Origin of the sequence: Maribacter sp. MJ134, assembly GCF_003970695.1 — a bacterium.
In the GTDB taxonomy this organism is placed as follows: Bacteria; Bacteroidota; Bacteroidia; order Flavobacteriales; family Flavobacteriaceae; genus Maribacter.
Map to the genome: position 1 here is coordinate 2,127,032 of NZ_CP034570.1, position 24,361 is coordinate 2,151,392.

The 24,361-nt window shown below is 39.5% G+C and carries 19 protein-coding genes; 11 read left to right on the forward strand and 8 right to left on the reverse strand.

The window, feature by feature from the left end:
• Window positions 1-16: 16 nt before the first annotated feature.
• Together obgE and EJ994_RS09415 are read right to left on the reverse strand one after the other, a co-directional pair.
• Entirely contained in the window at window positions 17-1,018 is a 1,002-nt protein-coding gene (obgE, locus tag EJ994_RS09410; RefSeq protein ID WP_126592200.1) for a GTPase ObgE, read from the reverse strand.
• A 287-nt stretch (window positions 1,019-1,305) separates the two neighbouring features.
• Window positions 1,306-2,412: an adenylate kinase gene (locus EJ994_RS09415; RefSeq protein WP_126592201.1), complete on the reverse strand. Its 1,107-nt coding sequence runs from the start codon at window positions 2,410-2,412 to the stop codon at window positions 1,306-1,308.
• A gap of 137 nt (window positions 2,413-2,549) precedes the next feature.
• On the opposite strand from EJ994_RS09415, the gene purK reads away from it, so the two are divergent.
• From purK to EJ994_RS09435, 4 genes are all read left to right on the forward strand, one after another.
• Window positions 2,550-3,704, forward strand: a complete 1,155-nt coding sequence (purK, locus tag EJ994_RS09420; protein WP_126592202.1) for a 5-(carboxyamino)imidazole ribonucleotide synthase — start codon at window positions 2,550-2,552, stop codon at window positions 3,702-3,704.
• 2 nt (window positions 3,705-3,706) lie between these two features.
• Window positions 3,707-4,195 carry a 5-(carboxyamino)imidazole ribonucleotide mutase gene (gene purE / locus EJ994_RS09425; protein WP_126592203.1) on the forward strand — a complete coding sequence of 163 codons (489 nt, stop codon included), beginning with the start codon at window positions 3,707-3,709 and terminating at the stop codon, window positions 4,193-4,195.
• Window positions 4,196-4,339: 144 nt separating this feature from the next.
• Complete coding sequence (locus tag EJ994_RS09430) at window positions 4,340-6,358, forward strand: M3 family metallopeptidase (RefSeq protein ID WP_126592204.1); 2,019 nt, start codon at window positions 4,340-4,342, stop codon at window positions 6,356-6,358.
• A 195-nt stretch (window positions 6,359-6,553) separates the two neighbouring features.
• Window positions 6,554-7,603, forward strand: a complete 1,050-nt coding sequence (locus EJ994_RS09435; RefSeq protein ID WP_126592205.1) for a cadherin domain-containing protein — start codon at window positions 6,554-6,556, stop codon at window positions 7,601-7,603.
• Window positions 7,604-7,773: 170 nt separating this feature from the next.
• Here EJ994_RS09435 and EJ994_RS09440 read toward each other — a convergent pair whose 3' ends face one another.
• Window positions 7,774-10,341: a toxin-antitoxin system YwqK family antitoxin gene (locus EJ994_RS09440; RefSeq protein ID WP_126592206.1), complete on the reverse strand. Its 2,568-nt coding sequence runs from the start codon at window positions 10,339-10,341 to the stop codon at window positions 7,774-7,776.
• A 130-nt stretch (window positions 10,342-10,471) separates the two neighbouring features.
• Here EJ994_RS09440 and EJ994_RS09445 point away from each other — a divergent pair, with 130 nt between their 5' ends.
• Window positions 10,472-11,098 (forward strand): TMEM175 family protein, encoded by a 627-nt coding sequence (locus EJ994_RS09445; RefSeq protein WP_126592207.1) that lies wholly within the window; start codon window positions 10,472-10,474, stop codon window positions 11,096-11,098.
• On the forward strand, window positions 11,088-11,813 hold the full coding sequence (locus EJ994_RS09450; RefSeq protein WP_126592208.1) for a class I SAM-dependent methyltransferase: 726 nt from the start codon (window positions 11,088-11,090) through the stop codon (window positions 11,811-11,813). The genes EJ994_RS09445 and EJ994_RS09450 overlap by 11 nt, the downstream gene beginning before the upstream one ends.
• A gap of 206 nt (window positions 11,814-12,019) precedes the next feature.
• On the opposite strand, the gene EJ994_RS09455 is transcribed toward EJ994_RS09450, so the two are convergent.
• The 4 genes from EJ994_RS09455 to EJ994_RS09470 all read right to left on the reverse strand — a co-directional run bounded on the left by EJ994_RS09455 (window position 12,020) and on the right by EJ994_RS09470 (window position 16,994).
• Entirely contained in the window at window positions 12,020-14,590 is a 2,571-nt protein-coding gene (locus EJ994_RS09455; RefSeq protein WP_126592209.1) for a DUF1963 domain-containing protein, read from the reverse strand.
• An 88-nt stretch (window positions 14,591-14,678) separates the two neighbouring features.
• Window positions 14,679-15,554 carry a hypothetical protein gene (locus EJ994_RS09460; RefSeq protein WP_126592210.1) on the reverse strand — a complete coding sequence of 292 codons (876 nt, stop codon included), beginning with the start codon at window positions 15,552-15,554 and terminating at the stop codon, window positions 14,679-14,681.
• A gap of 47 nt (window positions 15,555-15,601) precedes the next feature.
• Complete coding sequence (locus tag EJ994_RS09465; protein ID WP_126592211.1) at window positions 15,602-16,234, reverse strand: hypothetical protein; 633 nt, start codon at window positions 16,232-16,234, stop codon at window positions 15,602-15,604.
• Between the two features lie 400 nt (window positions 16,235-16,634).
• Window positions 16,635-16,994, reverse strand: coding sequence for a rhodanese-like domain-containing protein (locus EJ994_RS09470; protein WP_126592212.1), 360 nt, complete (start codon window positions 16,992-16,994; stop codon window positions 16,635-16,637).
• Between the two features lie 110 nt (window positions 16,995-17,104).
• Here EJ994_RS09470 and EJ994_RS09475 point away from each other — a divergent pair, with 110 nt between their 5' ends.
• A complete protein-coding gene (locus tag EJ994_RS09475; RefSeq protein ID WP_099573275.1) occupies window positions 17,105-17,659 on the forward strand; it encodes a sigma-70 family RNA polymerase sigma factor in 555 nt (184 codons plus the stop codon).
• 218 nt (window positions 17,660-17,877) lie between these two features.
• Here the strand turns inward: EJ994_RS09475 and EJ994_RS09485 are convergent, their stop codons facing one another.
• Window positions 17,878-18,711, reverse strand: coding sequence for a hypothetical protein (locus EJ994_RS09485; RefSeq protein WP_126592213.1), 834 nt, complete (start codon window positions 18,709-18,711; stop codon window positions 17,878-17,880).
• A 127-nt stretch (window positions 18,712-18,838) separates the two neighbouring features.
• Here EJ994_RS09485 and gcvP point away from each other — a divergent pair, with 127 nt between their 5' ends.
• The 4 genes from gcvP to EJ994_RS09505 all read left to right on the forward strand — a co-directional run bounded on the left by gcvP (window position 18,839) and on the right by EJ994_RS09505 (window position 24,316).
• Window positions 18,839-21,691, forward strand: a complete 2,853-nt coding sequence (gcvP, locus tag EJ994_RS09490; protein ID WP_126592214.1) for an aminomethyl-transferring glycine dehydrogenase — start codon at window positions 18,839-18,841, stop codon at window positions 21,689-21,691.
• Window positions 21,692-21,858: 167 nt separating this feature from the next.
• Window positions 21,859-22,914 carry a 3-oxoacyl-ACP synthase III family protein gene (locus tag EJ994_RS09495; RefSeq protein WP_126592215.1) on the forward strand — a complete coding sequence of 352 codons (1,056 nt, stop codon included), beginning with the start codon at window positions 21,859-21,861 and terminating at the stop codon, window positions 22,912-22,914.
• A gap of 1 nt (window position 22,915) precedes the next feature.
• Window positions 22,916-23,446: a methyltransferase gene (locus tag EJ994_RS09500; protein WP_126592216.1), complete on the forward strand. Its 531-nt coding sequence runs from the start codon at window positions 22,916-22,918 to the stop codon at window positions 23,444-23,446.
• 15 nt (window positions 23,447-23,461) lie between these two features.
• Entirely contained in the window at window positions 23,462-24,316 is an 855-nt protein-coding gene (locus tag EJ994_RS09505) for a glycosyltransferase (RefSeq protein WP_126592217.1), read from the forward strand.
• Window positions 24,317-24,361: the final 45 nt, after the last annotated feature.

The window sequence follows — 24,361 nt, forward strand, 5'->3', positions numbered from 1 at the left end:
CTCCCCTAAATATCCATTAAGCGTTTATCATTGTCCAAAGCTTATCCTTAAGTTCTGTTATTCCAGATTGTGCTACGGAAGAGATGAACATAAAAGGAACTCCATTTAAATCAGCTTCGAGTTCTGTCCGCATTTCATCCATCAACTCCTCGTCTAACATATCGCTTTTGGAAATAGCTATTAAACGCTCCTTGTCCAATAATTCAGGATTGTAGCGTCTTAGCTCATCCAATAGAATATCATATTCCTTACTTATATCCGGACTATCCGCAGGAATTAAGAAAAGTAAGGTGGCATTGCGCTCTATATGACGTAAAAAGTAATGTCCGAGACCTTTACCCTCGGCAGCCCCCTCAATAATACCAGGTATATCGGCCATTACGAAACTCTTGAAATCCCTATACTCTACTATCCCTAAGTTTGGTTTTAGCGTGGTAAATTCATAGTCCGCAATTTTGGGTTTGGCAGAGGTTATCACCGATAGCAGCGTAGATTTACCTGCATTGGGAAAACCTACAAGCCCAACATCAGCTAAAATCTTAAGCTCTAAAATAAAAGCACCCTCGGTTCCTTCCTTTCCGGGTTGCGCATACCGCGGTGTTTGGTTCGTCGCCGTTCTAAAATGCCAATTTCCACGGCCTCCCATACCGCCTTCCACTACAATTTTTTCTTCGCCATGTTCCGTAATCTCCAATAGGACCTCATTGGTTTCCGCATCGCGCAAAATAGTGCCCAAGGGCACGTCTAAATACACATCCTCCCCATCTGCCCCAGTACTTCTGCTCTTTGCTCCGTGAGCACCGTGACCGGCCTTAAAATGCTTCTTGAACTTAAACGTAACGAGGGTCCATAAATTCTGATTACCTCTTAGAATCACATGACCTCCACGGCCCCCATCACCCCCATCAGGACCACCTTTGGTAATGAACTTTTCTCGATGTAGGTGTACCGAACCTTTACCTCCGTTACCGGAAGTTAAAAACACTTTTACGTAGTCTACAAAATTACCTTCGGTCATTTTAAGTGATTAGGTTTAAGCAAGAACGCTTCTATGCTAGCGCAAAAATACATAATATAGATGAAGGGACTTTAGGAATAACCGGTATGCATAGAGGTTACATTAAAAGCGATAAAGTTGTTATGTTTTTCCTAGGAAAATAGTTAATCGAAATCTAGCGAATCATCAAAATAAAATAGATAGATCAAGTAGCAAGCAGCTATTAAGAAAAAAATAAACACTGCAGAACAGCCGGTAACAAAACAGCCCTTGATAGCTTCTTTGGGTCGTATTACTTGTTCTGCCAACTATAGCGATTCGATTACCTTTGTTAGTCTTTCCGTAATTTCTTCAATGGTACCTATGCCATTGACGCTGTGGAATTTGTTTTGGTCTTCGTAATATTCTTTTAATGGTGCAGTTTTTAAACTATACTCCTCAAAACGGTTTCTAATCTTATCCACATCTTGGTCATCCGTACGGCCACTTACCTTCCCTCTTTCCAACAAACGGGCAATCAACACCTCATCATTGGCCTCTAGCGCAATGGTGGCATCAATTTTCATATCCTTAGATTCCAAGAAATTGTCCAGTGCTTCCGCCTGTGCGGCGGTGCGTGGAAAGCCGTCAAAAATAAAGCCGTCCGCATCGGGATTTTTACCCACCTCATCCTCTAACATTTTAATGGTCACCGCATCCGGCACTAAATCGCCTTTATCTATGTAAGACTTGGCCAAATTACCTAGTTCGGTACCGTTCTTAATATTAAAACGGAAAACGTCACCGGTAGAAATGTGCTTTAAATTGTACTGTTCCTTTAAGAACTGGGCCTGGGTGCCTTTTCCTGCTCCGGGCTTTCCAAATAGTACAAGATTTATCATATGTTTTTGGTTTAGTTGGTATACTTCCTTAAAGTTTCTTCCTAATTCTTTGTAGTCGAGTCCGTATCCCACAATAAAACGGTCGGGGATTTCTAGCCCAAAATAGTCTATAGCGTATTCACCATTGTACACATCGGACTTATAAAAGAGACTAGCAATTTTAAACTCCTTTACATTGGTATTCGAAAAAAGATGAACCAGCTCCTTTAGCGTACGACCCGTATCAATAATATCTTCCAAAATGATGACACTTCTACCCTCTATATTGTCGGGCAAGTCAAGTAAAGTTTCCACAATACCGGTAGAAGTAAGCCCTTGATAAGAGCTTAGTTTTACAAAAGAAACCTCGCAAGGGTAGTCATAAGCCTTTAAAAAATCGGATACAAACATGAACGACCCGTTTAAAACACCCACAAAAATTGGTGTCTTGTCCTTATAATCAGCTGCAATGGTATCCGCAACACGTTTGACCGCTTGCAGAATTTCCTTTTCGCTGATAAAAGGCTTAAAAAATTTGTCGTGAAGTTGAATCAATTTTTAAAAATTAGTAAGGTTGGCAAAGATAGCATATTGAGATGTGTTTTTGAATTTTAGCTCATCGGATTCTCAGATTTAAGCGTATTTTTGCGACAAACAGGATTAATTCTAAAAATAAAAAGACTGTTTAGAATATGAACTATTTTTCATCGGATTTTAAGCTAGGAATTTTAGGGGGAGGGCAACTGGGTAAAATGATGCTCTACGAAACCCGGAAATGGGATATAGCCACAAAGGTCCTAGATGCTTCACCCGACGCTCCTTGTAAAATAGCTTGTAACGAATTTGTTCAGGGAAGCCTGCTAGATTACGATACGGTTTATAATTTTGGAAAAGACGTTGATGTCCTCACCATAGAAATAGAAAACGTAAACTTGGATGCTCTGGAGCAATTGGAGAAAGAAGGTGTAAAGGTACACCCGCAACCAGATGCCCTTCGCATTATCCAAAATAAGGCAAAACAAAAATTATTCTATACAGACCATGACATACCCACCGCTCCTTTTCAACGATTCGCTTATCGGAGTGAAATAGAGGACAGTATACAAAACGGAGGGTTAGATTTGCCCTTTGTTTGGAAAGTAGCTCAATTTGGGTATGACGGTCAAGGTGTAAAAGTGGTACGTAAACTATCGGATTTAGAAGGATTACCGCCAGGGGAGTGTATTGCGGAAACCATGATTCCGTTTAAAAACGAACTAGCGGTCATCGTTGCAAGAAACTCGGACGGGAAAGTAAAAACATATCCCGTGGTGGAAATGGAGTTTCACCCCGAGGCTAACCAGGTGGAATATGTTATCTGTCCTGCAAGGATAGACGAAAAGGTAGCGGACAAAGCACGTAAATTAGCCCTGAAGGTTTCGGAGAAAATAGGACTTACCGGCCTACTTGCCGTGGAGATGTTCCAAACCCAAGAAGATGATATTCTGGTCAATGAAGTGGCTCCGCGACCTCACAACAGCGGACACTATAGCATAGAGGCCAGTTATACCAATCAATTTGAACAGCATATACGAGCCATATTAAATTTGCCCTTAGGAGAAACGGAGAGTAAAGTTGCAGGGATTATGGTAAATCTTGTTGGAGCCGAAGGTCATACAGGAGATGTGGTCTATGAAAATATAGAAGAAATTTTGGGCATGCAAGGCGTTACCCCACACATCTACGGTAAAAAGCAGACCCGACCTTTTCGCAAAATGGGACATGTGACCATTGTAAACGAAAATATTGCGGAGGCAAGAAGTATTGCACAGAAGGTAAAGGAAACGATTAATGTAATAAGTAAATAATCATGAGCAAAGTAGCCGTTGTCATGGGAAGCACCAGTGACCTTCCCGTAATGCAAGATGCCATAGATATCTTAAAAGGTTTTGATATAGAAGTTGATGTAGATATTGTTTCGGCACACCGTACTCCTGAAAAATTGTTCGATTTCAGCAAAAACGCACATACCAACGGGTATTCCGTAATTATAGCCGGTGCGGGAGGTGCTGCCCATCTTCCGGGCATGGTTGCTTCCATGTCACCATTACCTGTAATCGGTGTACCCGTTAAAAGTAGCAACTCCATTGACGGGTGGGATTCTATCCTCTCCATTCTTCAAATGCCAGGTGGTGTACCGGTAGCAACAGTTGCTCTTAATGGTGCCAAAAATGCCGGTATTCTTGCTGCCCAGATTATTGGAAGTTCTGACACCTGTGTTCTGGACAAAGTAATCCTTTACAAAGAAGGCCTAAAGCAAAAAGTCATTGAAGGTTCAAAATCAGTAAGCAGTAAGTAGTAAACAGTTGGCAGTTGGCAGTTGGCAAAATCAATGTTCCTTTAAAGCTGAAAGCAATTAGAACTTTTGCCTTACTCTTTAACTTTTAACACCAAAAACTACTTCAGTATAAACCTTTGAACAAATAATCTCATAATCTCTTTAATGAATCCATTAGTAGAAAATTTCGATTTAGCCCCATTTTCAAAAATAAAAAATGAGCACTTTAAGCCAGCTTTTTTGAAAGCCATGGAAGATGCAAGGGCAGAAATTGATGCGATAACATCCAGTACGGCAGCGCCAACTTTTGAGAACACTATTGAAGCTTTGGAGTTTTCAGGGCAGCAATTGGACAGGATTTCGAGTGTTTTCTTTAATCTTAATTCTGCAGAAACCAATGAGGAGATTCAGCAAATAGCACAGGAGATATCCCCACTCCTTTCTGAATTCGGGAATGACATTACCTTGAACGAAGCTTTGTTTAAACGCATAAAAACGGTCTACGAACAAAGAGACGACCTGGACCTCACCGTGGAACAGCGCACCCTTTTGGAAAAAAGGTATAAGAGTTTTAGTAGAAATGGAGCTAACCTTTCCGAGGATAAAAAGAAACGTTTACGGGAGATTGATGCCGAAGCGTCCAAGCTTAAATTAAAGTTTGGTGAAAACCTATTGGCAGAAACGAACAAGTACCAAAAGTATATTACCAACGAAGCTGATCTAGATGGTTTGCCTGATGGTGCCAAAGAAGCGGCTGCACAATTGGCCAAATCAAAAGGTAAGGAAGAGGGTTGGATGTTGACTTTGGATTATCCCAGCTACATACCCTTTATGAAGTATGCCAAGAACCGGACCTTGCGAAAAGAGCTATCCTTGGCTTTTGGTAGTAAAGGTTTTCATGGAAATGAATTGGACAACAAAGAAAATGTACTGAAAATTGCTAAACTGCGACATGAGCGTGCCAAGCTTTTGGGCTATACGACCCATGCCCATTTTATTCTTGAAGAGCGTATGGCAGAAACACCGGAAAAAGTACATTCCTTTTTAAACGAACTTCTTGAAAAAGCCAAGCCGGCGGCCGTGCGAGAATTTAAGCAATTAGAGGACTTCGCAAAAAAGGAGGACGCTATCGACCGTCTGGAGAAATGGGACGGTAGTTACTATTCCGAAAAGCTAAAACAGAAACTCTTTAGCCTAGATGATGAGCAACTGAAACCCTATTTTAAACTAGAGAACGTTATTGACGGAGTTTTCCAAGTAGCTGAAAAACTCTTTGGGCTGCAATTCGAGGAGGTTTCCGATATAGATAAATACCATCAGGAAGTAAAGACCTATAAAGTATACGATACCGATAAGAACTTTATTTCCATCTTCTATGCGGATTTTCATCCCCGTGCGGGAAAACGCGGAGGAGCATGGATGACCTCTTTTAAACCGCAATATATAAGAGACGGACAAAATGTGCGTCCGCATATCTCTAACGTATGCAACTTTACGCCTTCAACACCGTCCAAACCATCTTTATTGACCTTTAACGAGGTTACTACCTTATTTCATGAATTCGGTCACGGATTGCATGGTATGCTGGCGAACACCACATATCCAAGTCTTTCCGGAACTTCGGTCTATTGGGATTTTGTTGAACTTCCGAGTCAAGTCATGGAAAACTGGTGTTATGAAAAAGAAGCTTTGGAATTGTTCGCCAAGCATTATGAAACGGGCGAAGTTATACCTATGGAGCTCGTTCAAAAAATCAAGGATTCCGCCACGTTCCAGGAAGGAATGCAAACCCTGCGCCAGTTGAGTTTTGGCCTATTGGATATGGCATGGCATGGTACCGACCCCACTAACATTACGAACGTAAAAGAATATGAGGACAAAGCATTCGCCGATACCAATCTCTATCCTGAAACCCCCGAGACCTGTATGAGTACAGCTTTTGCGCATATATTTCAAGGTGGATATTCTTCTGGCTACTACAGCTACAAATGGGCAGAAGTGTTGGATGCCGATGCCTTTGCGTATTTTAAACAAGAAGGTATTTTCAATAAGGAGGTGGCCACAAAATTCAAGGAACACGTACTCTCTAAAGGTGGTACGGAGAACCCGATGGTCCTTTACAAACGTTTTCGAGGAGCGGAACCAAAAGTAGAAGCGCTGTTGGAAAGGGCCGGACTTCTATAAAACAGTACGTTAAGAAAGGGTGTTTCTTTGCACGCATAATCCCTTAGTATTCTAAGTAATTCTTTTGGTTTAAGCAGCTAGTATGGGGTAAGTGATTATAGTTTTCGATGAAATACACTAAATTTTAAATTTACCTATATATAGATTACAGCATATTAGCGTTAGTTCTTAGTATACTTTAAAAACTACTTAAAGATGAGAAGATTAGTTTATATGCTAGGAGTGCTATTTATTGCCTCTTGTAGCACAGATACCGATGTTTTAACTGATGAACTTCTGGACAATGAAGTTACCAATGATGAAACGGCTAGCGACGGCCAGAACAACGCCCCAAGAATTGAAGCAACCGCTTTTCAGATTCCAGAACATAGTCTGGGAGGCACCACTATAGGCACCGTAACTGCGTCTGATGCGGATGAAGACAGGCTAACCTTTACCATTGATTCCAATTATGATTTGATCATCGATGAAAATACGGGGGAATTATCTGTTGGCGAGAATTTACAGCTAGATTTTGAAACGAATGACGAAATATCTTTTACCGTATCGGTTTTTGATGGGAGCACCATCGTAGATTGGGACGCTACGCTTACCATAACGGATATCAACGAATACCAGATATTAAGTCAGGCGCAAAAGGATTTGGTGGAGTATTATACATTCTTAACACTTAGAAAAAGTGCTAGTAGCCCTAGAACAACCAATTTAAAATGGGGAGAATCCATAAAACTCTATCTAGATGGTGCCATTACCCCAGCATACAGAGAAATGGTAACGACAACCTTAGCAGAAATAAATGACTATTTTACCGTAGGCGATTTTACGATTTCTTTGACCAACAATCAATCCGATGCGAACGCCACATTGTATTTAGGTGATGTATCAGAAATTGAAACCTTGTGGCCGGATATTTTTGATATCGCTAACGGAAGTAACAATCAAGGATACGCTTCCACGTCTTTTTCTAACAACGTTATTGACGATGCTCGTATTTGGCTCTCGATTGACTCAGAGATTCTCTTTAAGCACGAATTAGGGCACGGACTAGGGTTGGGTCATTCCAATCGCTGTGGTTCCAGTGAGCCTGTTGGAAGTTTTATGTGCTCTACAGTATCTCCTAACCATAACATTCTACCATCAGAGGTAGAAGTATTGCGTTATTTATATCATGAAGACATGCCCTCTGGCTTAAATGAACAAGAAATAGAAGATTACTTATCTAATTTTATCTTGTTAGATATGTAATGCTCTTTCAAAAAATAACCATAGGAAGGATTCCAAATGGTGTGATAAGAAAACTTCTAAATAATTTCGACGCGAACATCGAAGTATTATAAATTTTAACAATCAAATAAAACGGCCGATTATAACTGATAATCGGCCGTTTCTGTTTGCAACTTAGGTTTATCAATACTTTAATACAACCGGTTTGGTCCTATATAATCCATGTAGATATCTAGATTTTGCATAAAAACTGTAGCCGTACCAAAAGCTAGATTTTCCTTTGCGGTAAAAAGTACTTTATTGTTCTGACCCATTAATTTTACGGTCAACGTATCCGGTTCTCTGGACAGCACCATATATTCTGGGTTACCTCTTACATTACCACCTGTAAGCATTACGGTACCTTCTTTAAGCTTACCTTTTTCGAACAGTGCACTATATTGTTCTTTGCCGTCCTTATCGTAGCTAATGACCCTACCGTCAAGGGTACTCCCATCTACCTTATAGCTTAGTCTTTTTTTATCCGTATCACCATAGTAGGCCGTAGTTTCTTTTTCCTTTCCTGCTACATAGCTAGACACCCTTTTTCCATTATCGTCATAACTTATACGCTTCACCATTACACCGCCAGTAAAGGTCTCCGTGATGGGTTTTTTACTGGAATAGGTGTTTATTGATCTAGTTCCCTCAACAGGTAGCCCCGCATTATAGGTCATCTCGTAGGCAAGCTTTTGGTCTTCGTCATAGTACCTCGCTATTCCGTTTAGCAGACCATCATTGAAATTTTCAGTCTTAACGAGTTCTTCGTTATAACTATAATATTTAAAAAGACCTTCTTCCTTATCATCCTTAAAAGTACCCTCTTCTAAAATGCTCTCATCATAATCGTATTTTTTATACGCCCCGTTACGTTTTCCTTGCTTCAAGATGTAAGAGGTCCGTTTCTTTACATCGTAATAAGTACCTTCCCAAGGCTTACCTTCCTTAAAAGTTATTTTGCCTAAAAGTTCGCCTTCTCGGGAATAAAAGGAAGCGCAACAGTTGGCATCAATATCCTCAACCAACACTGGGTCAATCTGACCATACGTATTGTTAGGGCCATAATCATAACGTTTTAGTCTTAGTTGCTCGCCATCTTTACGGGTTTCCATTAGTTTTACCTGGTCCGAGTCTCCAAAAAATTCATAGACCGTTCCTTCCTTGGTCTTAAAGTTATACGTTCCCAATACGTTCTCATCCATATCATAAAAGGTACCCGTAGTTTTATCGTACCCTTCGTACGCTATTTCGCTTTGCTTTTTTCCATTGCTATAAAATCTGATTTCCTTTGTTCGTTTATACCCTAGCGGCTCATAAAGCTCCACCGTTTTGAAAGTGGCATTTTCCTTCTCACTTATTTTACGTTTTCTATAGCTAGTCCTACGGGTCACAAAACCCTTTTCATAATGTTCAATTGTGCTAACATCCCCTTCATAATCAATGGTATAGCGATCACCGCTTATTGCCTTAAGATACCCGTTATCGTCCTCCAAATTCAATATTCCCAAGATGGTACCATTTTTATCGTAGTACGTTTCCTTATCCGTTGTTTTTTCACTGAATACAATATCGGTATTGTAATAGTTGTTAAGTTCTACAACTAATTTACCGTCCTTGTAGGTAGCTTTCCGATCTCCGATAATTTCTGTTCCGTTCAATGGAGTCCAGTTCTTATACACCATTCTGGCAATCTCTTTTCCGTCCTCACTGTAACTAATTTGTAGTTCTTTGGCTCCATCGGTATATTCGGTACGGCTCTTTAGTTGCTGATTTTCGTAGAACTGTTGTTCTGTTACCAATTTTCCTTCGCTATACGTTCTAATGCCCTTAATAAGCTCTTCCTTGTACTCGTTATAACTTGAATAAAATTGATACTCTTTGCCATCCACTGGTTTTAGGTAATTATTTTCATAAACATAGTTAATCTTACCTATGACCTTACCTGCCGGACTATAAAAGGTTTTGGACAGCCCATTTGTAGAATTAAATTCCTCCCTTACTTGATCGTTACAGTAGTACACCGTGGTACCTAATTTTTGTCCCTTAGGATAATAGGTGATTCGCAGTGGACGCATGGGCTCCTTATAATAGGAGACTTCCAGACCTTCATAAGTTCCGTTAGATAAGGATTTTCGTTCGCCAATAAATTTACCCTCAACATCAAAATACTTTATCAAGACGTCGTACCTATTACCTACGCTGTATCTTTCATAACGCACACCTTTGATATCTTTCTCATAAATGATGTTCAGTGTAGTGTCTCCCTTTATTTCAGTATAATACCGCCTGTTGTTACCAAAATTACTATTGGTCTTTCCAGAGACTATTCTCCCGTCCTTAAAAAGCGCCTTTAAGGATTTCCCGTCTAGTGTGGAGATATATGTTCCGTTCAAACGATTGTTGGTGTAGTTGCCTTGCTGCAAAATACTTCCGTCTTCATTGTACCAAGTTACTTTACCTTCCCAAAAGTCTTTATTGGCCTTGGATGAAGTTCCGCTCATCTGTAACTTCCCGGAACTGTAAAAATCTTGCATTACATACAGATTACCTTCTTTCCTTACTGGGGGACGAAAAAAAATGGCACTATCCTTAACGGTAGTTTTCCATTTGGAATCATAGTATATGGTATCGTTTTGAGCCATAATTTTACCCCCTACTAAAAAAACACCAGTAAAAAATAATACGGTCAAGAGTTTACAAGAAAAATTTTTTATTGTCATAATCACAGCTTTGTTAAATGGTAACCTATTTAATTTGAAACAAAAATAACGACCCTATTTTTAAACCGTATCCCTAGATTCAGGTATTTTAGTTTAGTATCTTGTAAAGGTTGAAATTAAAAAACCATAAATGCCACATTCTTTTTTATTTGACAAGGGTCGTGTAGCCTCTTTTTGCGATGCTGTTTTCTCTATTGCTATGACCCTTTTAATATTAGAAATTGAAGTCCCCAGCGTTGAAGTACTTTATAAAAACGATTTTTCAGCTGTTCTAGCAAATAGAATACCCAGCTTTATTGGGTTTTTGGTCAGTTTTATGGTCATTGCGCTCTATTGGGTAAGTCACTTAAGAATCTACCGGTATATCACCGTATTGACCGAAAAATTAATATGGCTGAACATTATCTTACTACTATTCGTGGTATTCCTGCCTTTTTCAACGGCACTTTACGTAGGTGACTTCTTTGGTACCGCTCCTTTCATTTTCTATTGTATGAATCTAGTCCTGTTAGGTTTGTTCAATTTTATGCTAATTCGAGCTATTGCCAAGAAGGAATTAGGGAATAATGGAATGACAAAAAGTATCGGCAATTGGTTGCAGTTCCGGTCTTTGACGGCTGTTTTTGTTTGGGCATTGGCGGCAGTGCTTGCAACATCGTTCCCCACTCTGGCTAGAATAATTTTTATACTCATATTCGTAATTCAAATTTTTGGGGACCGGTATTTTAAGAAAAAAATAGCAGCAGATGTCCAGTGAAGCATATAATGCGCAAACTGCCTATCACTACGAAGCGTACAGACCTCCGCTCCACTCACTTATCCTAAAAAAGTCCTTGCTAAAAAAGGAATTTGAAAATGGATTGGATATTGGTTGTGGCACTGGGAAATCTACCATAGCACTAAAGCAATTTTGTAAGAAAACCGTAGGTATGGACCCCAGTACCGCCATGCTAGAGAAAACTGCACCGCAAGAAGGCATTTCCTATGAATATTTTGATGGTTTATCGCTGAACAAGAGGAAAAACTCTTTTGATATTATTACCCTAGCAGGTTCCTGGTGGTACGGAAAATCCCAACAATTACTTCAGGAGATATTCAACGTAGGTAGAAGCGATGCTGTGGTATTAATATACGACTTTGAGGTTTTATTTAATTCGATATACCACAAATTACGGTTAGAGCAACCTGCACAAATTAATAATTATGATCATTTTGTTGACTTCACCGACCTTAACACCGAAGGGTTTCGTTTGGTTTCTAAAGTTTCCGATAAAATTAGATTAAATGTGACCGCAGAGGAGTTAGCCCACTTGATTTGTTCTGAAAACGAAATTTTTAGAGAATTACAGCGAAAATATGACACTAGTAGGCCGTTTAAAAAATTAGTTCACCAACTTCAAGAGAACGCTTCTGAAAACGGTATTGGACTTCTTGTGCATACTTTTAGCACTAGCTATAAGATTATCAAATAATGGGGATAGCATTTTTTAAATCATCAGCTTGAAGATTTATAAAGATTTTTTTGATGATTCATTGGAAACAATTAATTAGTGTTTCAACCTTATGCACAGGTATTTTTGAAACCCAGTATCTATATTTTTGATTTCCCCAGCTTGTTCCTTTTTAAGGTGATTTATCTTCTTGACCGTTAAGGAAAATCGAGTCAAAATTGCCTTTACTAACTACTCTCCAAAGTAACGAATACGTTACTGAAATCTAGCTTGGCCAAATCACTTTTATGTATAACATAGAAAATATCACCCGCATCACTCCATTGCATATCTCCCGCAGAAGTTACCACCAACAAGGTCATCCAGTCTTCAGGGTTTCCTTTTTTCGACAGTGAAGCTTGTAATTCTGGTACCTCATGTTGGGTAAAACCGTGCGCATTAACCATATATTCAAATTGTGTTTTGTCATTTAGTGGACTTTCAAAGGTATCGTAGAGTTCGTCCAATAATTTATCATCTTCCAATAAAACTTCACTGTCGTTCTTAAAAAGATGTTTATTCACGTAACTCGCATAAAACGATGGAGCACTGTTCATTTTCGCTGCTTTGACTTTGTAACCAAGATAAGCGCTGTCCCACATTTCAAAATAATCTTCTTCCGTAAATTGAAAACGTTTGCCCGAAGCCAAACGGGTGTTATCCTCCACATAAATGATTTTCCCAGGGTTGTTAGTGCCTCCATAGATATTATGCATGGTCTCTAAAAAGAAAAACAAAGTGCCCGTCCTTGGTAAATAGTCTTGCAAATGCGCAATTTCGGTACAATTAATCTGCCCTATAAATTCATAGGTGTAATCCGATTTTCCTTCGCGCCAGTTCTCTCCAAATCTTGGGTACGGTACATTCTCTGGCAAATCTGGCATACCCCCAAACCGATGGTTGCCAACCGTGTTATACTTTTCTTCACCATCATGTTTAAAACCAATCGCCTTTTTGACCATAGGACGAAGGGCGCTGGCATATTTTTCTAACTTATTGGTCTTGATAGTTGCATCAATTTGTGAAACCAATTCCTTGTCATAGTGCGACCAAAAAACGGAATCTTCCCATGTAAACAATCCCTCGCCATCCGCTCCTTTATAGCTGAAGTCCAGTAGTCGTAATTTGTCTTCCATGGACAAACCGATTTCCTTAATGTTGTTAAAAGCATCGGGCAGACTTTCCAAAGGATTCTCATCTAGCACAACCCGATTTAACTTTGGTTGTTTCGCCAAGGATTCTGGCAGGGTTAACAATTCATTCTTATCCAAGGAAATATTCTCTAAACTAGGAAGGTGGATAGAAGCGGGAATATGTACCAATTTATTGGATGACAACCAGAGATATTTTAGTTTGGGCAATTGCCAAATACTGTCAGGAACTTCCCGAATAAAAGTATTACTGACGTTTAACTGTTCCAAATCCGTTAGTTGACCCAGACTATTCGGAAGCTGTTGTAGTGCAGCACCGCTTATATGTAGTTTTTTTAGTTCTGTCAATGCGCCTATTTCACGCTGAATTTCATTAAAAGGCAACTTTTCTTCTTCCCAATGATTTGATTTCTGATGTATGGTAAGCTCCTCTAAATTTTTGAACTTGAATAAGGCTTCCGGTAATTTTGTAAAGCTTGGGTTTTGCAGCATAAGATAAGCTACTTCATTTGGACTAGCAGTTGTCGCCTCTTCCATGGATGAAAAGCGATAATCTGACCATTTTAAACCCGACATATCAAATTTTTTAGCCACAAAAATTGGATATGCTTTATTGTGATAGCTCTTAGTCATTTCTCCCTTTAACAATACCCAACCATTATCATAGGTAACGGAGCCAGAGAATGCCAGACTATATTCAAAACCTTCGCATCTGGCATGTAAAAATAGTGGTGCATTGGTCTTTTCCTCCTCAAAATACAGTTGCCCTTTAGGCATGCCATTTTCATGAATGCCTATTGCGGGTATGGTCAAGGTAACTACACCATCACCTGGATAGTCATCTAGAATTTTAGCTGAAATAGCTTTTTTGTATGCTTTGGTCCTCGCTTTTATAATCAGTTGTATGTCCCTTGACATTTTTCCGATACTGATTTCGGTTTCCTCAGGGATAAACTCAAAATCAAATTTTCCTACCTTAAAAATCTCTTTTCCGTCCTTGGGGTTTGCAACCTCGCAAAAGTCATTTTTCTTTTCCTCTTCCTTCCTTTCCTCATCAGTTATTACCAACTGCTGCTGTACTTCGTATGCTTTCTGCGTATCCAATAGATGTTGAGCATAAGCCTGTTTTCTTGTAACCGTATCACCCAAAAACAGTAGAGATTCAAAGGCGGGCATCACCCAAAAGTCCAATGAATTGGATGTGGTTTTTTCGTGAACGGTCTTAAACTCTAAAAAATAGTTATCGTCCAAAAACACTGCAGCTTGAAAATACTGTAGTTTAAAGTGCATATTATTCCAAGAAGCATCTGTATGGGCATGAATAACGAAAGTCTTAAAGCCCTTGAACTTGGTCTCTTCAAAACTGATAAGCTCAGATTTATAATGCAGTGATATACACCAATCTTCCCACTTCTTTTCTAGCGTATCACCTTTATAACTATCCGATTTTAAATCGGCCAGCTCAAACAACCTTGCCTCCAAATGCGGATGTTGCACTTTACAATCGTTGGTGTGGTCCTCTACGCGAAGCCCTATTTTACTTTCCTGTATGATTTGAAAAGTATCCGGAAGTTGTAGTTCAAATACAAGCGTACTAATCGTTTTCATCTATTTTTAAGCTTCATTAGTAATGGCTTTGGGAGTAGCCACATTTCGTTGCCCCAACCCATCGGTCTTATTGTAAGAACACCTATGATTAGTTCACTTTTAACTGGGTAGTTCCTTTTAAACGCGCATCGCTGTTCACGTCCCATATTTCAACCTCCCAAGTAACGGGGTTATTTATCATTCCTTTGGAAAAAACCAATGTGCCGCCTACTCCTTGAGCTATTTGCGCTTCCGTAATAAGTGTGTTCTCAAAGGCATTTTTATTGTAAAGTATTTGCTTTCCCCTCGCATCTTCAACTTTTATGGATAACCCTAAAGCTACGAAGCCATCTACCAAAGTGTAGCCCTCTAGCCCTTCAAACTGAAATTGCAAATTATCGCCAAATTGAGTTTCAGAATTTGTGATAACGGATTTCGAATCGGTATTGAATATATATATCTCCTGTGCCTTTAGACCCGATTCCTTCACGGTTATATTCGGGTTTGGCAGTATTTCAAAATCCATTGTAGACGTGAAAGTCCCCTCACCTCTTTCATCGGATATATCATACGACGCGGTATACTTTGCTCCTGAATGCATGGGTTGTGCAAGGATAAGTTCTCCAAAGAGCGTTCTTAAGGAAGCGTCCAATCCGGCAGAACTGTCCAACAAATTATTGCTTTGCATCACCACCTCACCACTTTCCGAAATCACTTCAACCCCCATTTTTGCATAATACTTGTCATTTTCTATGACAAAACCATCCATGTTTTCAAAATTGGTGTAAATCTTCTGTCCGTAAATAAAAACGTTATCGTCCAAGCGTTCAGCGTCTGTGGAAAGGTAGACCTCACCGGCAGAAAGTCCATCGCCTTCCGTGCTAATACTGGTATTAAAGTTCTTGCTAACGGATTTATCGAACTTGCAAGCGGTAATCAAAACAAAAAATGTTAGGATTCCGATACGTAACATATAATTTTTCATATTAATTCTTTTGTATTGCTATTGCCTGACTATCAATTTAAAAACGTTTAACCTTCATAATAGGAAACATACAAAACGGCCATTTTTAAATAGTAAGAACCGTCTTTGATACCATCTGTTCTGGCGTACTTTTTAAACTTTTTGTAAACTTTCTGGTATTTATCTTCGCTGGTATTGTAAGTGTACGCACCGGCCAATAGGTATTGATTGGCCGCAACCATCCAGTCTTCGCCGCCTTCTTCCAATTCTAAACCTACTTCCAAATAGGGCTCGGAAAACATATATTTGCCTTGTTGGTTATATAGTAAACCTAACATAATATTAGCCCGGCCGTGCTTTTTATACTTTGATATTGCCCCCAAATAAGCACGTTCAGCCTCAGTAGCTATTTTATGCGCACTTTTGCTCATGGGGTTTTCGCTCGCAGTTGATAATGCAGGTTGTATCAAGATAGTCAATATACGGCCATAGTCAAAAATCCTATTGGAATCATCGGGCTCCTTGAGCACATCTTTATATTCCTCCCTAAATTTTGGCAAATGCTGTGTTGCTATTTCATCGGTTTCACGGGCATCGGTAATCCAAGAGTCCAACAATTCCTGCTCTACAGGCTCAAAACTGGTTTGGGCCATGGTAATTTGGGTAATTAGAACAAATGCTATTGCTAAATTTCTTATCATATTATAATTGGTCTAAAAGTTGTTGTTCTGTTCATTCTATTTATGAAGACCTATCGTTCTTTTAATAGGAATGCAAATTACATGAGATAAAAGCTACATACATCCCTGTATTCTGGGATTCCGAAAAATATCTCTGAGCCAAATTATCAAACTCTTTACCTAATAAGATGCTATTACCATGGAAAAAGGTATCACTCCACCAATTGGCACTTGTTTAAATTAACGGCTGGGGCGGATTAATATTTCAATACTATTTAAATATGAAAATAGGAACAAGAAATGCTATCGTTCCATTGAAAATAGTACACAAATAGTTCGTTGAAGCGTTAAGAATGGCATTTATGAGAGTAGTGACATTCAGTATTCTCAGGGCAAGGATATGAAGATGACCCCTATCCTGTTACTTCTTTTTAGCGTCAAACCAAGCATCATATCCCCCTTCCAAATTGATAACATTGCTAAATCCTAAAGAAATTAGTTTTTCTTGCGCCTTGGCACTACGTCCACCCTTCTTGCAGTAAACATATATGGTTTCATCTTTTGAGATATTACTCAAATGACCAGCAAAGTCCTTATCGTACCAATTCATATTTATAGCACCATCCAAATGACCATTGGCAAACTCCACTGGCGTCCTTACATCTATAAGTATCCCATTTTTAATATCATTCTGTGAGAACTCTGTGATATGTATAGTTGAACTTTGGGATATTCCAAAGAAAGAAACCAAAATAAAAGATAGTAAGAGCACATATTTCATAGCAACAAATAAAAAAATACATTATGACTGCACTAAAATACCACGAACGCAACGAAAACATGAGGATTGTTACAACAAATTCTGTTACTTTTGAACCTGACAATAAAAATATGACGCTTCACAAATTAAATCCTGACCTATGGGTAGACAGCTATGCTGATTATCTTTTTAATTTTGCCGTAGGAAGGGTAAGTGATGCCGAAGTTGCAAAAGATTTGGTATCTGAAACGTTTTTAGCCGGTCTTAAATCTGCCAAGAATTATAAGGGAGATGCAGCGGAACGTACTTGGCTCATTGCCATCTTAAAAAGAAAGGTAATTGATCATTATCGTAAGATAAATTCGAAAAAAGGCAAAGCAGAGGTACGTATGAGTTACGGGTCCAGTAGCGATTCTGATGGGGATTGGATGGAGGAACAAGTAGCAGACCCCTTCAGCAAGTCAGAAAATAGTACAATGGAAAATGAGGAACTAGGCCTTGCCATACAAGAATGTATAGCCAAACTTCCTAAAAAACAGGCCATGGTTTTTACCATGAAAACCATTCAAGGAATAAGTACAGAAGATATTTGTAATGAGCTCGGAATAAATCCGTCTAACCTATGGGTAATGATTCATAGGGCAAGAACTGCTCTTATGGGATGCCTTAATCAAAATTGGTTCTAACATGATGATTTCTTGCGAAAAAGCCGTTCATATTTGTGACAAAACTCAATATAGAGAGGCAACATTTATGGAGAAGATGAAACTTAAATTTCATCTTTTTATGTGTAAAACTTGTTCAACGCATAGTAGCCGTAACACCCAGTTTACTTCGTTGTGCCAAAAAGCTGAACTCCAAAGCTTATCCGAACAAGAAAAGCTAAAAATGAAACAGCAGCTGGCTAAACAAGACTAAGCCGTTTCTCCATAAATAAAAGAATTACAAGCCAAAGAATGGGGACTGCTTCTACCCAAAAAGAGGCGTAGTACTTGGTTTGGTTTCTTTTTGTAGTATACATTAAACAACCCAAGCCCAAAAATAATACTCCTTTCACCAAAAGTTCATTCCTATTGATATCGTCCTTGAAAAAGGTTATAAAGAAAAACACAAGAGTTAAAAAAGCGCCTATTATTTTAGTGTTGGCCACCCCATAACGCTGCGGTAAGGTCTTCAGGGTTGGACTATCATATTTTAAATCCCTGATTTCAAAGGGTATTAATAATATTAGCACCAGTAAAAAACGTTGTACAGTTTCCACTATGGCGTCCCATGAAACCCCTTCGTTCACCGAAAAATAAGGTAATAGCACCGTAGCCATGGCCCATACCACGGCAACCACAAAAATCTTTAAACCCCCTAAAGACCTGAGATTTTTTGCACTGGGCAATAGCGGTAGCGCATATAGCAGTATCATAAAACTCAAAAAAAACAGCAAATACCAAGCATGTTCATTCAAGAAAAATGCATGATAAAGCGCTCCAGCACCAGCTAAAAAACTGAGTATTTGAATATTTTTGTGGTACGGATTCGCAACTAAAACATACTTAGACGCCTCTACACCGTATTTAATGAAATTATAACAGACTATAGTTCCGAAAAATATAAAACAAGAGAGGTTAAAATCTATGGGAATGTTTAAGGTAATCCCCGTTACATAAACTAAGGAAAATACCGCCAAGGCCACATGAATACTAGCATCTAGATAAAAGTTGAAAAATCGCCTCCAAAGCTTCATTAAACAAAAGTAGCCAAACTGTTTATAACCATGGATTTTGGTTAAAAACTTTCGCTCAAAGGCGATAAAAAGGACATTTTTCCATGGAATAAATCGCTAATTTTGTGCGACTAATTCGAATAAAATTATGAAGACCGACGTGTTTGCATCGCGCCATATTGGCATCCGTGAAGAAGATTTAGAAAAAATGTGCTCTGTAGTTGGGGTAAAGGATTTAGATGAACTAATTGATCAAACGATTCCTCATGATATTCGTTTAAAGGAAAGTCTAAATTTACCACCCGCGATAAGCGAATATGAATTCTTAGGTCTATTAGAAAATCTGTCCAACCAGAACAAGGTTTTTAAATCGTACATAGGTCTAGGCTACAATGAAAGTATTACACCATCCGTCATAAAAAGGAATATTTTAGAAAGCCCAGGTTGGTACACCGCTTACACTCCATACCAGGCAGAAATTGCCCAAGGACGGTTGGAAGCCCTCTTAAATTACCAGACCATGGTGTGTGACCTTACTGGAATGGAAGTGGCAAATGCTTCTCTTTTGGATGAGAGTACAGCTGCGGCCGAAGCCATGACCATGTTGTTCGATTTAAGAAGCAGAGGGCAGAAAAAGGACGGTGTGCTTAAGTTCTTTGTCTCAGATGAAATACTACCACAGACCTTGAGTCTTTTAAAAACCCGTGCTACACCTTTGAATATTGAATTGGTGTTGGATACTCCCGCAAATTTTGAATTCTCAAGTGAGTATTTTGGCGCAATTCTTCAGTACCCTGGCAAATATGGACAAGTAAACGATTATTCTTCTTTTGTAGAAAAAGCGAAAGCGAACGATATCAAAGTAGCTGTTGCTGCGGACATATTAAGTCTTACGGTTTTAACTCCTCCCGGTGAGTGGGGTGTAGACGTTGTTGTAGGCACCACGCAACGTTTTGGAATTCCTCTAGGGTACGGCGGTCCCCATGCAGCCTTTTTCGCTACTAAAGAAAACTACAAGCGAAACATCCCGGGACGTATTATTGGAGTAACCAAGGACACGGATGGGAACCGAGCTTTGAGAATGGCTTTGCAGACAAGGGAGCAGCATATTAAGAGGGACAAGGCAACATCTAACATCTGTACCGCACAAGTCCTGTTGGCGGTTATGGCTGGCTTGTACGCCGTATATCATGGCCCAAAAGGCTTGATCTATATTGCCAATAAAATACATAATTACACTAAAATCATAGCCAAAAAGCTTACTGCTCACGGATTTGAACAAGTAAATACCTGTTTCTTTGACACCATACGGATCAAGGCTCAAAATGTAAAATCTTTACGTACCATAACGGAATCCAAGAAGATTAACATCAATTATATTGATGAAGAAACGGTTTCCATTTCCATAAACGAGGCTTTTTCAGAAAAAGATATTCGACCTTTGATCCTATGTTTTTTGGAATCACAAGGTATTAATGATGATACTTCCAAAGAAGAAGACCTTGACGAAATTATCACGGCCTCATTAGCACGTAAATCTAGTTTCTTACAACAACCCGTTTTTAACACCTATCACTCCGAAACTGATTTGATGCGTTACATCAAAAAACTAGAGCGTAAGGATTTGGCCTTAAACCATTCCATGATTTCGTTGGGAAGTTGCACCATGAAATTGAATGCAGCCTCTGAGATGTTACCGCTTAGCTGGGCCAATTGGGGTAATATTCATCCCTTTGCACCCTTAGACCAAGCCAAAGGGTATCAATTAGTACTTAAAGAGCTTGAAGAACAATTAAATATCATTACCGGTTTTGCTGCAACTTCGCTACAGCCAAATTCTGGGGCTCAAGGAGAATACGCCGGGTTGATGACCATTAGGGCCTATCACCATTCCAGAAACGACCACCATCGCGATATATGTATTATTCCTGCATCTGCACATGGTACAAATCCCGCATCAGCGGTGATGGCGGGCATGAAGGTAATCGTTACTAAAACCGATGAGCATGGTAATATTGATGTCATTGACTTGGAAGAGAAGGTAAAAGAACATTCTGAAAATTTAGCGGCCCTGATGGTAACGTACCCATCAACACATGGCGTTTTTGAATCCTCTATAAAATATATCACTTCTTTGATACACGACCATGGCGGACAAGTATACATGGACGGGGCAAATATGAACGCTCAGGTAGGCTTAACTAATCCTGCAACTATCGGTGCCGATGTATGCCACTTGAATCTTCACAAAACCTTTGCCATACCTCACGGTGGTGGAGGTCCTGGAGTAGGACCTATTTGCGTGGCCGAACAGCTAAAACCATTTCTACCCTCTAACCCCGTCGTAAAAACGGGTGGTGCAAATGCCATTACGGCAATATCAGGGGCACCATGGGGTAGCGCATTGGCTTGCCTTATTTCTTACGGCTACATAAAAATGCTGGGGGCTTCAGGGGTTACGGATGCAACACGATATTCCATATTAAGTGCCAATTACATAAAGGAACGTCTTAACGGCGCCTATGATGTACTCTATACCGGTGAGAAAGGCAGGGCGGCCCATGAAATGATTATAGATTGTCGTCCTTTTAAAACGAACGGTATTGAGGTAACGGACATTGCTAAGCGATTAATGGACTACGGGTTTCATGCGCCAACAGTTTCGTTTCCAGTGGCAGGCACTATGATGATAGAACCTACAGAAAGTGAAAGCCTTTCGGAGTTAGACCGATTCTGTGAAGCGATGCTATCGATTAGAAAAGAAATTGATAACGCCTCGGTTGAAGACAGCAACAATGTACTTAAAAACGCACCGCACACCTTGACCATGGTTACTTCTGATAACTGGGATTTTCCTTACAGTCGTCAATTGGCCGCTTTTCCTTTGGATTATGTATCTGAAAATAAATTTTGGCCAACCGTACGTCGCACAGATGAGGCCTTTGGGGATCGGAATTTAATTTGCACCTGTACTCCGATAGAAGCGTATGCCGAAGCATAAAACAACGCTTAACACTGCATAACAGGAGTCCTCATTCATTAATGGGGACTTTTTTATTCCCTTGAATATGATGGTTTTATTTCTGGACATCGTAAAGTGTATTATGCATGCATAGCAATTAGCGGTATTACACCTATCTTGCTTAGTACCAACTAACACTACACCAAATGAAGATAGGTATTACAGGAACAGGAAGCTATATACCATCACTGATCGTTGAGAACAAAGATTTTGAACAGCACGAGTTTTTGAATGCCGACGGAAGTGAATTCAAGCATAACAATAGCGTTATCATTGAAAAGTTCAAAACCATTACGGGAATTGCAGAAAGACGTTATGCGGCAAAAAAGCTCAATACCTCGGATATTGCTTTTCTAGCAGCGGAAAAAGCCATTGATGACGCCGGTGTGGATAAAGAAGAAATAGACTATATCATTCTTGCCCACAATTTTGGTGATGTAGCTTATGGGCAATCGCAAAGCGATATGCTTCCAAGTTTGGCAACACGGGTAAAACATCATTTACGCATAAAAAATCCAAAATGTGTAGCCTATGATATGCTTTTTGGGTGTCCTGGCTGGATAGAAAGCGTTATACAGGCAAATGCCTTCATTAAGAGCGGCATCGCTAAGAAATGCTTGGTCATCGGCGCTGAAACACTTTCGCGGATAGTTGACCCCTATGATCGCGATTCCATGATCTATTCCGATGGTGCCGGCGCGGCGATAATTGAAGAAGATTCCCATAGTGGTGAAATCTTAGCGCACGCCACCGCCACCTACACCTACGAAGAGGCTTACTTTCTATTCTACGGAAAGTCCTACCTTCCTACGGCAGAGGATACCAAATACATAAAAATGTTCGGTAGAAAAATATACGAATTCGCCGTAACCTATGTCCCCGGAGCCATGGCCTCCTGCTTAGAAGAAAGTGGTGTGGCTATAGACGATGTTAAAAAGATTATCATTCATCAAGCTAATGAGAAAATGGACGAGGCTATCGTCAAAAGATTTTATGCCCTATATGGCAAAGAAATGCCGGATGGAATTATGCCTATGATTATCCAGAAATTGGGGAACAGCTCCGTGGCCACCATTCCTACCCTATTGGACTTGATTAGAAAAGGAAAAATTGAAAATCAAGAATTAAAAGTAGGAGATGTTGTTATCTTTGCTAGTGTTGGCGCGGGAATGAACGTCAATGCAATTGTTTACCGAATGTAATATGTACGAAAATACCTTTCCTAACAAACGGTTCAAGAAAACACTTCGATTCTTACAGAAACACGTTAGTACAACGGAAAAAATATTAGACTTAGGTGTACCCAACCCTTTGTCCAAATTAATGCAGGAACAAGGCTATAAGGTTAGCAACACCAAGGGAGAAGATTTAGACAAGAACTTTTTCTCGGTACAGCATTCAGATGCTTCAGTCGTAACCGCTTTTGAAATTTTTGAGCACCTACTTGCTCCTTTAAATGTATTATCAGAAATTAAGTCGGACAAACTTGTAGCCAGTATTCCGTTACGCTTATGGTTCTCAAAAGCCTATCAGAGTAAAACGGACCCCTGGGATCGTCATTATCATGAATTTGAGGACTGGCAATTTAATTGGCTGTTGGAAAAATCGGGATGGGAGATTCAAGATGCCATGAAATGGACACATCCTGTTAAGAAAATAGGGATAAGACCCTTATTGAGGACCTTTACGCCCAGATATTATATGGTCTATGCCACTAGAAAAGCTAGTGAATAACATCCCGTACTAAAAATGAACTACTATGTTATTATACCGGCGCACAATGAGGAAGCCTTTTTAAGGCTTACCCTAGACTCCTTATTTCGCCAGACCTTACAACCAAAGAAGGTGGTTATTGTTAATGACAACTCTACGGATACTACGGAGCGGATAATTGATGAATTCATAAGTAAGACGACTACCCTTCTTAAGATAAATACCCATTCTTCTGAAGAACACCTACCCGGTAGTAAGGTCATTAAGGCGTTTAATAAAGGGCTTCAAGAACTAGATGATGATTTTGATTTTATCGTTAAGCTAGATGCCGACCTTATTCTTCCTGATAATTATTTTGAACGAATTGCCTATATTTTCAAGGGCAGGCCGGATGTAGGCATCGCAGGCGGGTTTATTTATGAAAAAGACAGTAATGGAACGTGGATATTGAACCATACCATGGACAAGGACCATGTTCGGGGAGCTTTTAAGGCATATTCCAAAAGCTGCTTTGAAGCCATAGGCGGACTTAAAACAGAAATGGGATGGGATACGGTAGACGAGTTGTTAGCGCAGTATCACGGGTATTTCATTGTCACCGACGAGACTTTAAAGGTAAAACACCTAAGACCCACTGGAAAAGCCTATAATCCAAAAGCAAGATATCTTCAAGGCAGGGCCATGTATACGATGCGTTATGGCTTTCTCATAACGCTGATAGCTTCATTAAAAATGGCGATAAAACAGCGAAAGAGTGTCATTTTTTTTGACAACATGTACGGATATTTTGAAGCCAAAAAAGAAAAAATTTCCTTTATGGTATCTCTAAATGAAGGAAGATTTATAAGGAAACTACGTTGGCAAAAAATTAAAAGTAAATTGCTTCCATAAAAAAACCATCCTATTAAAGAATGGTTTTTTATTTGTTTGAAATGA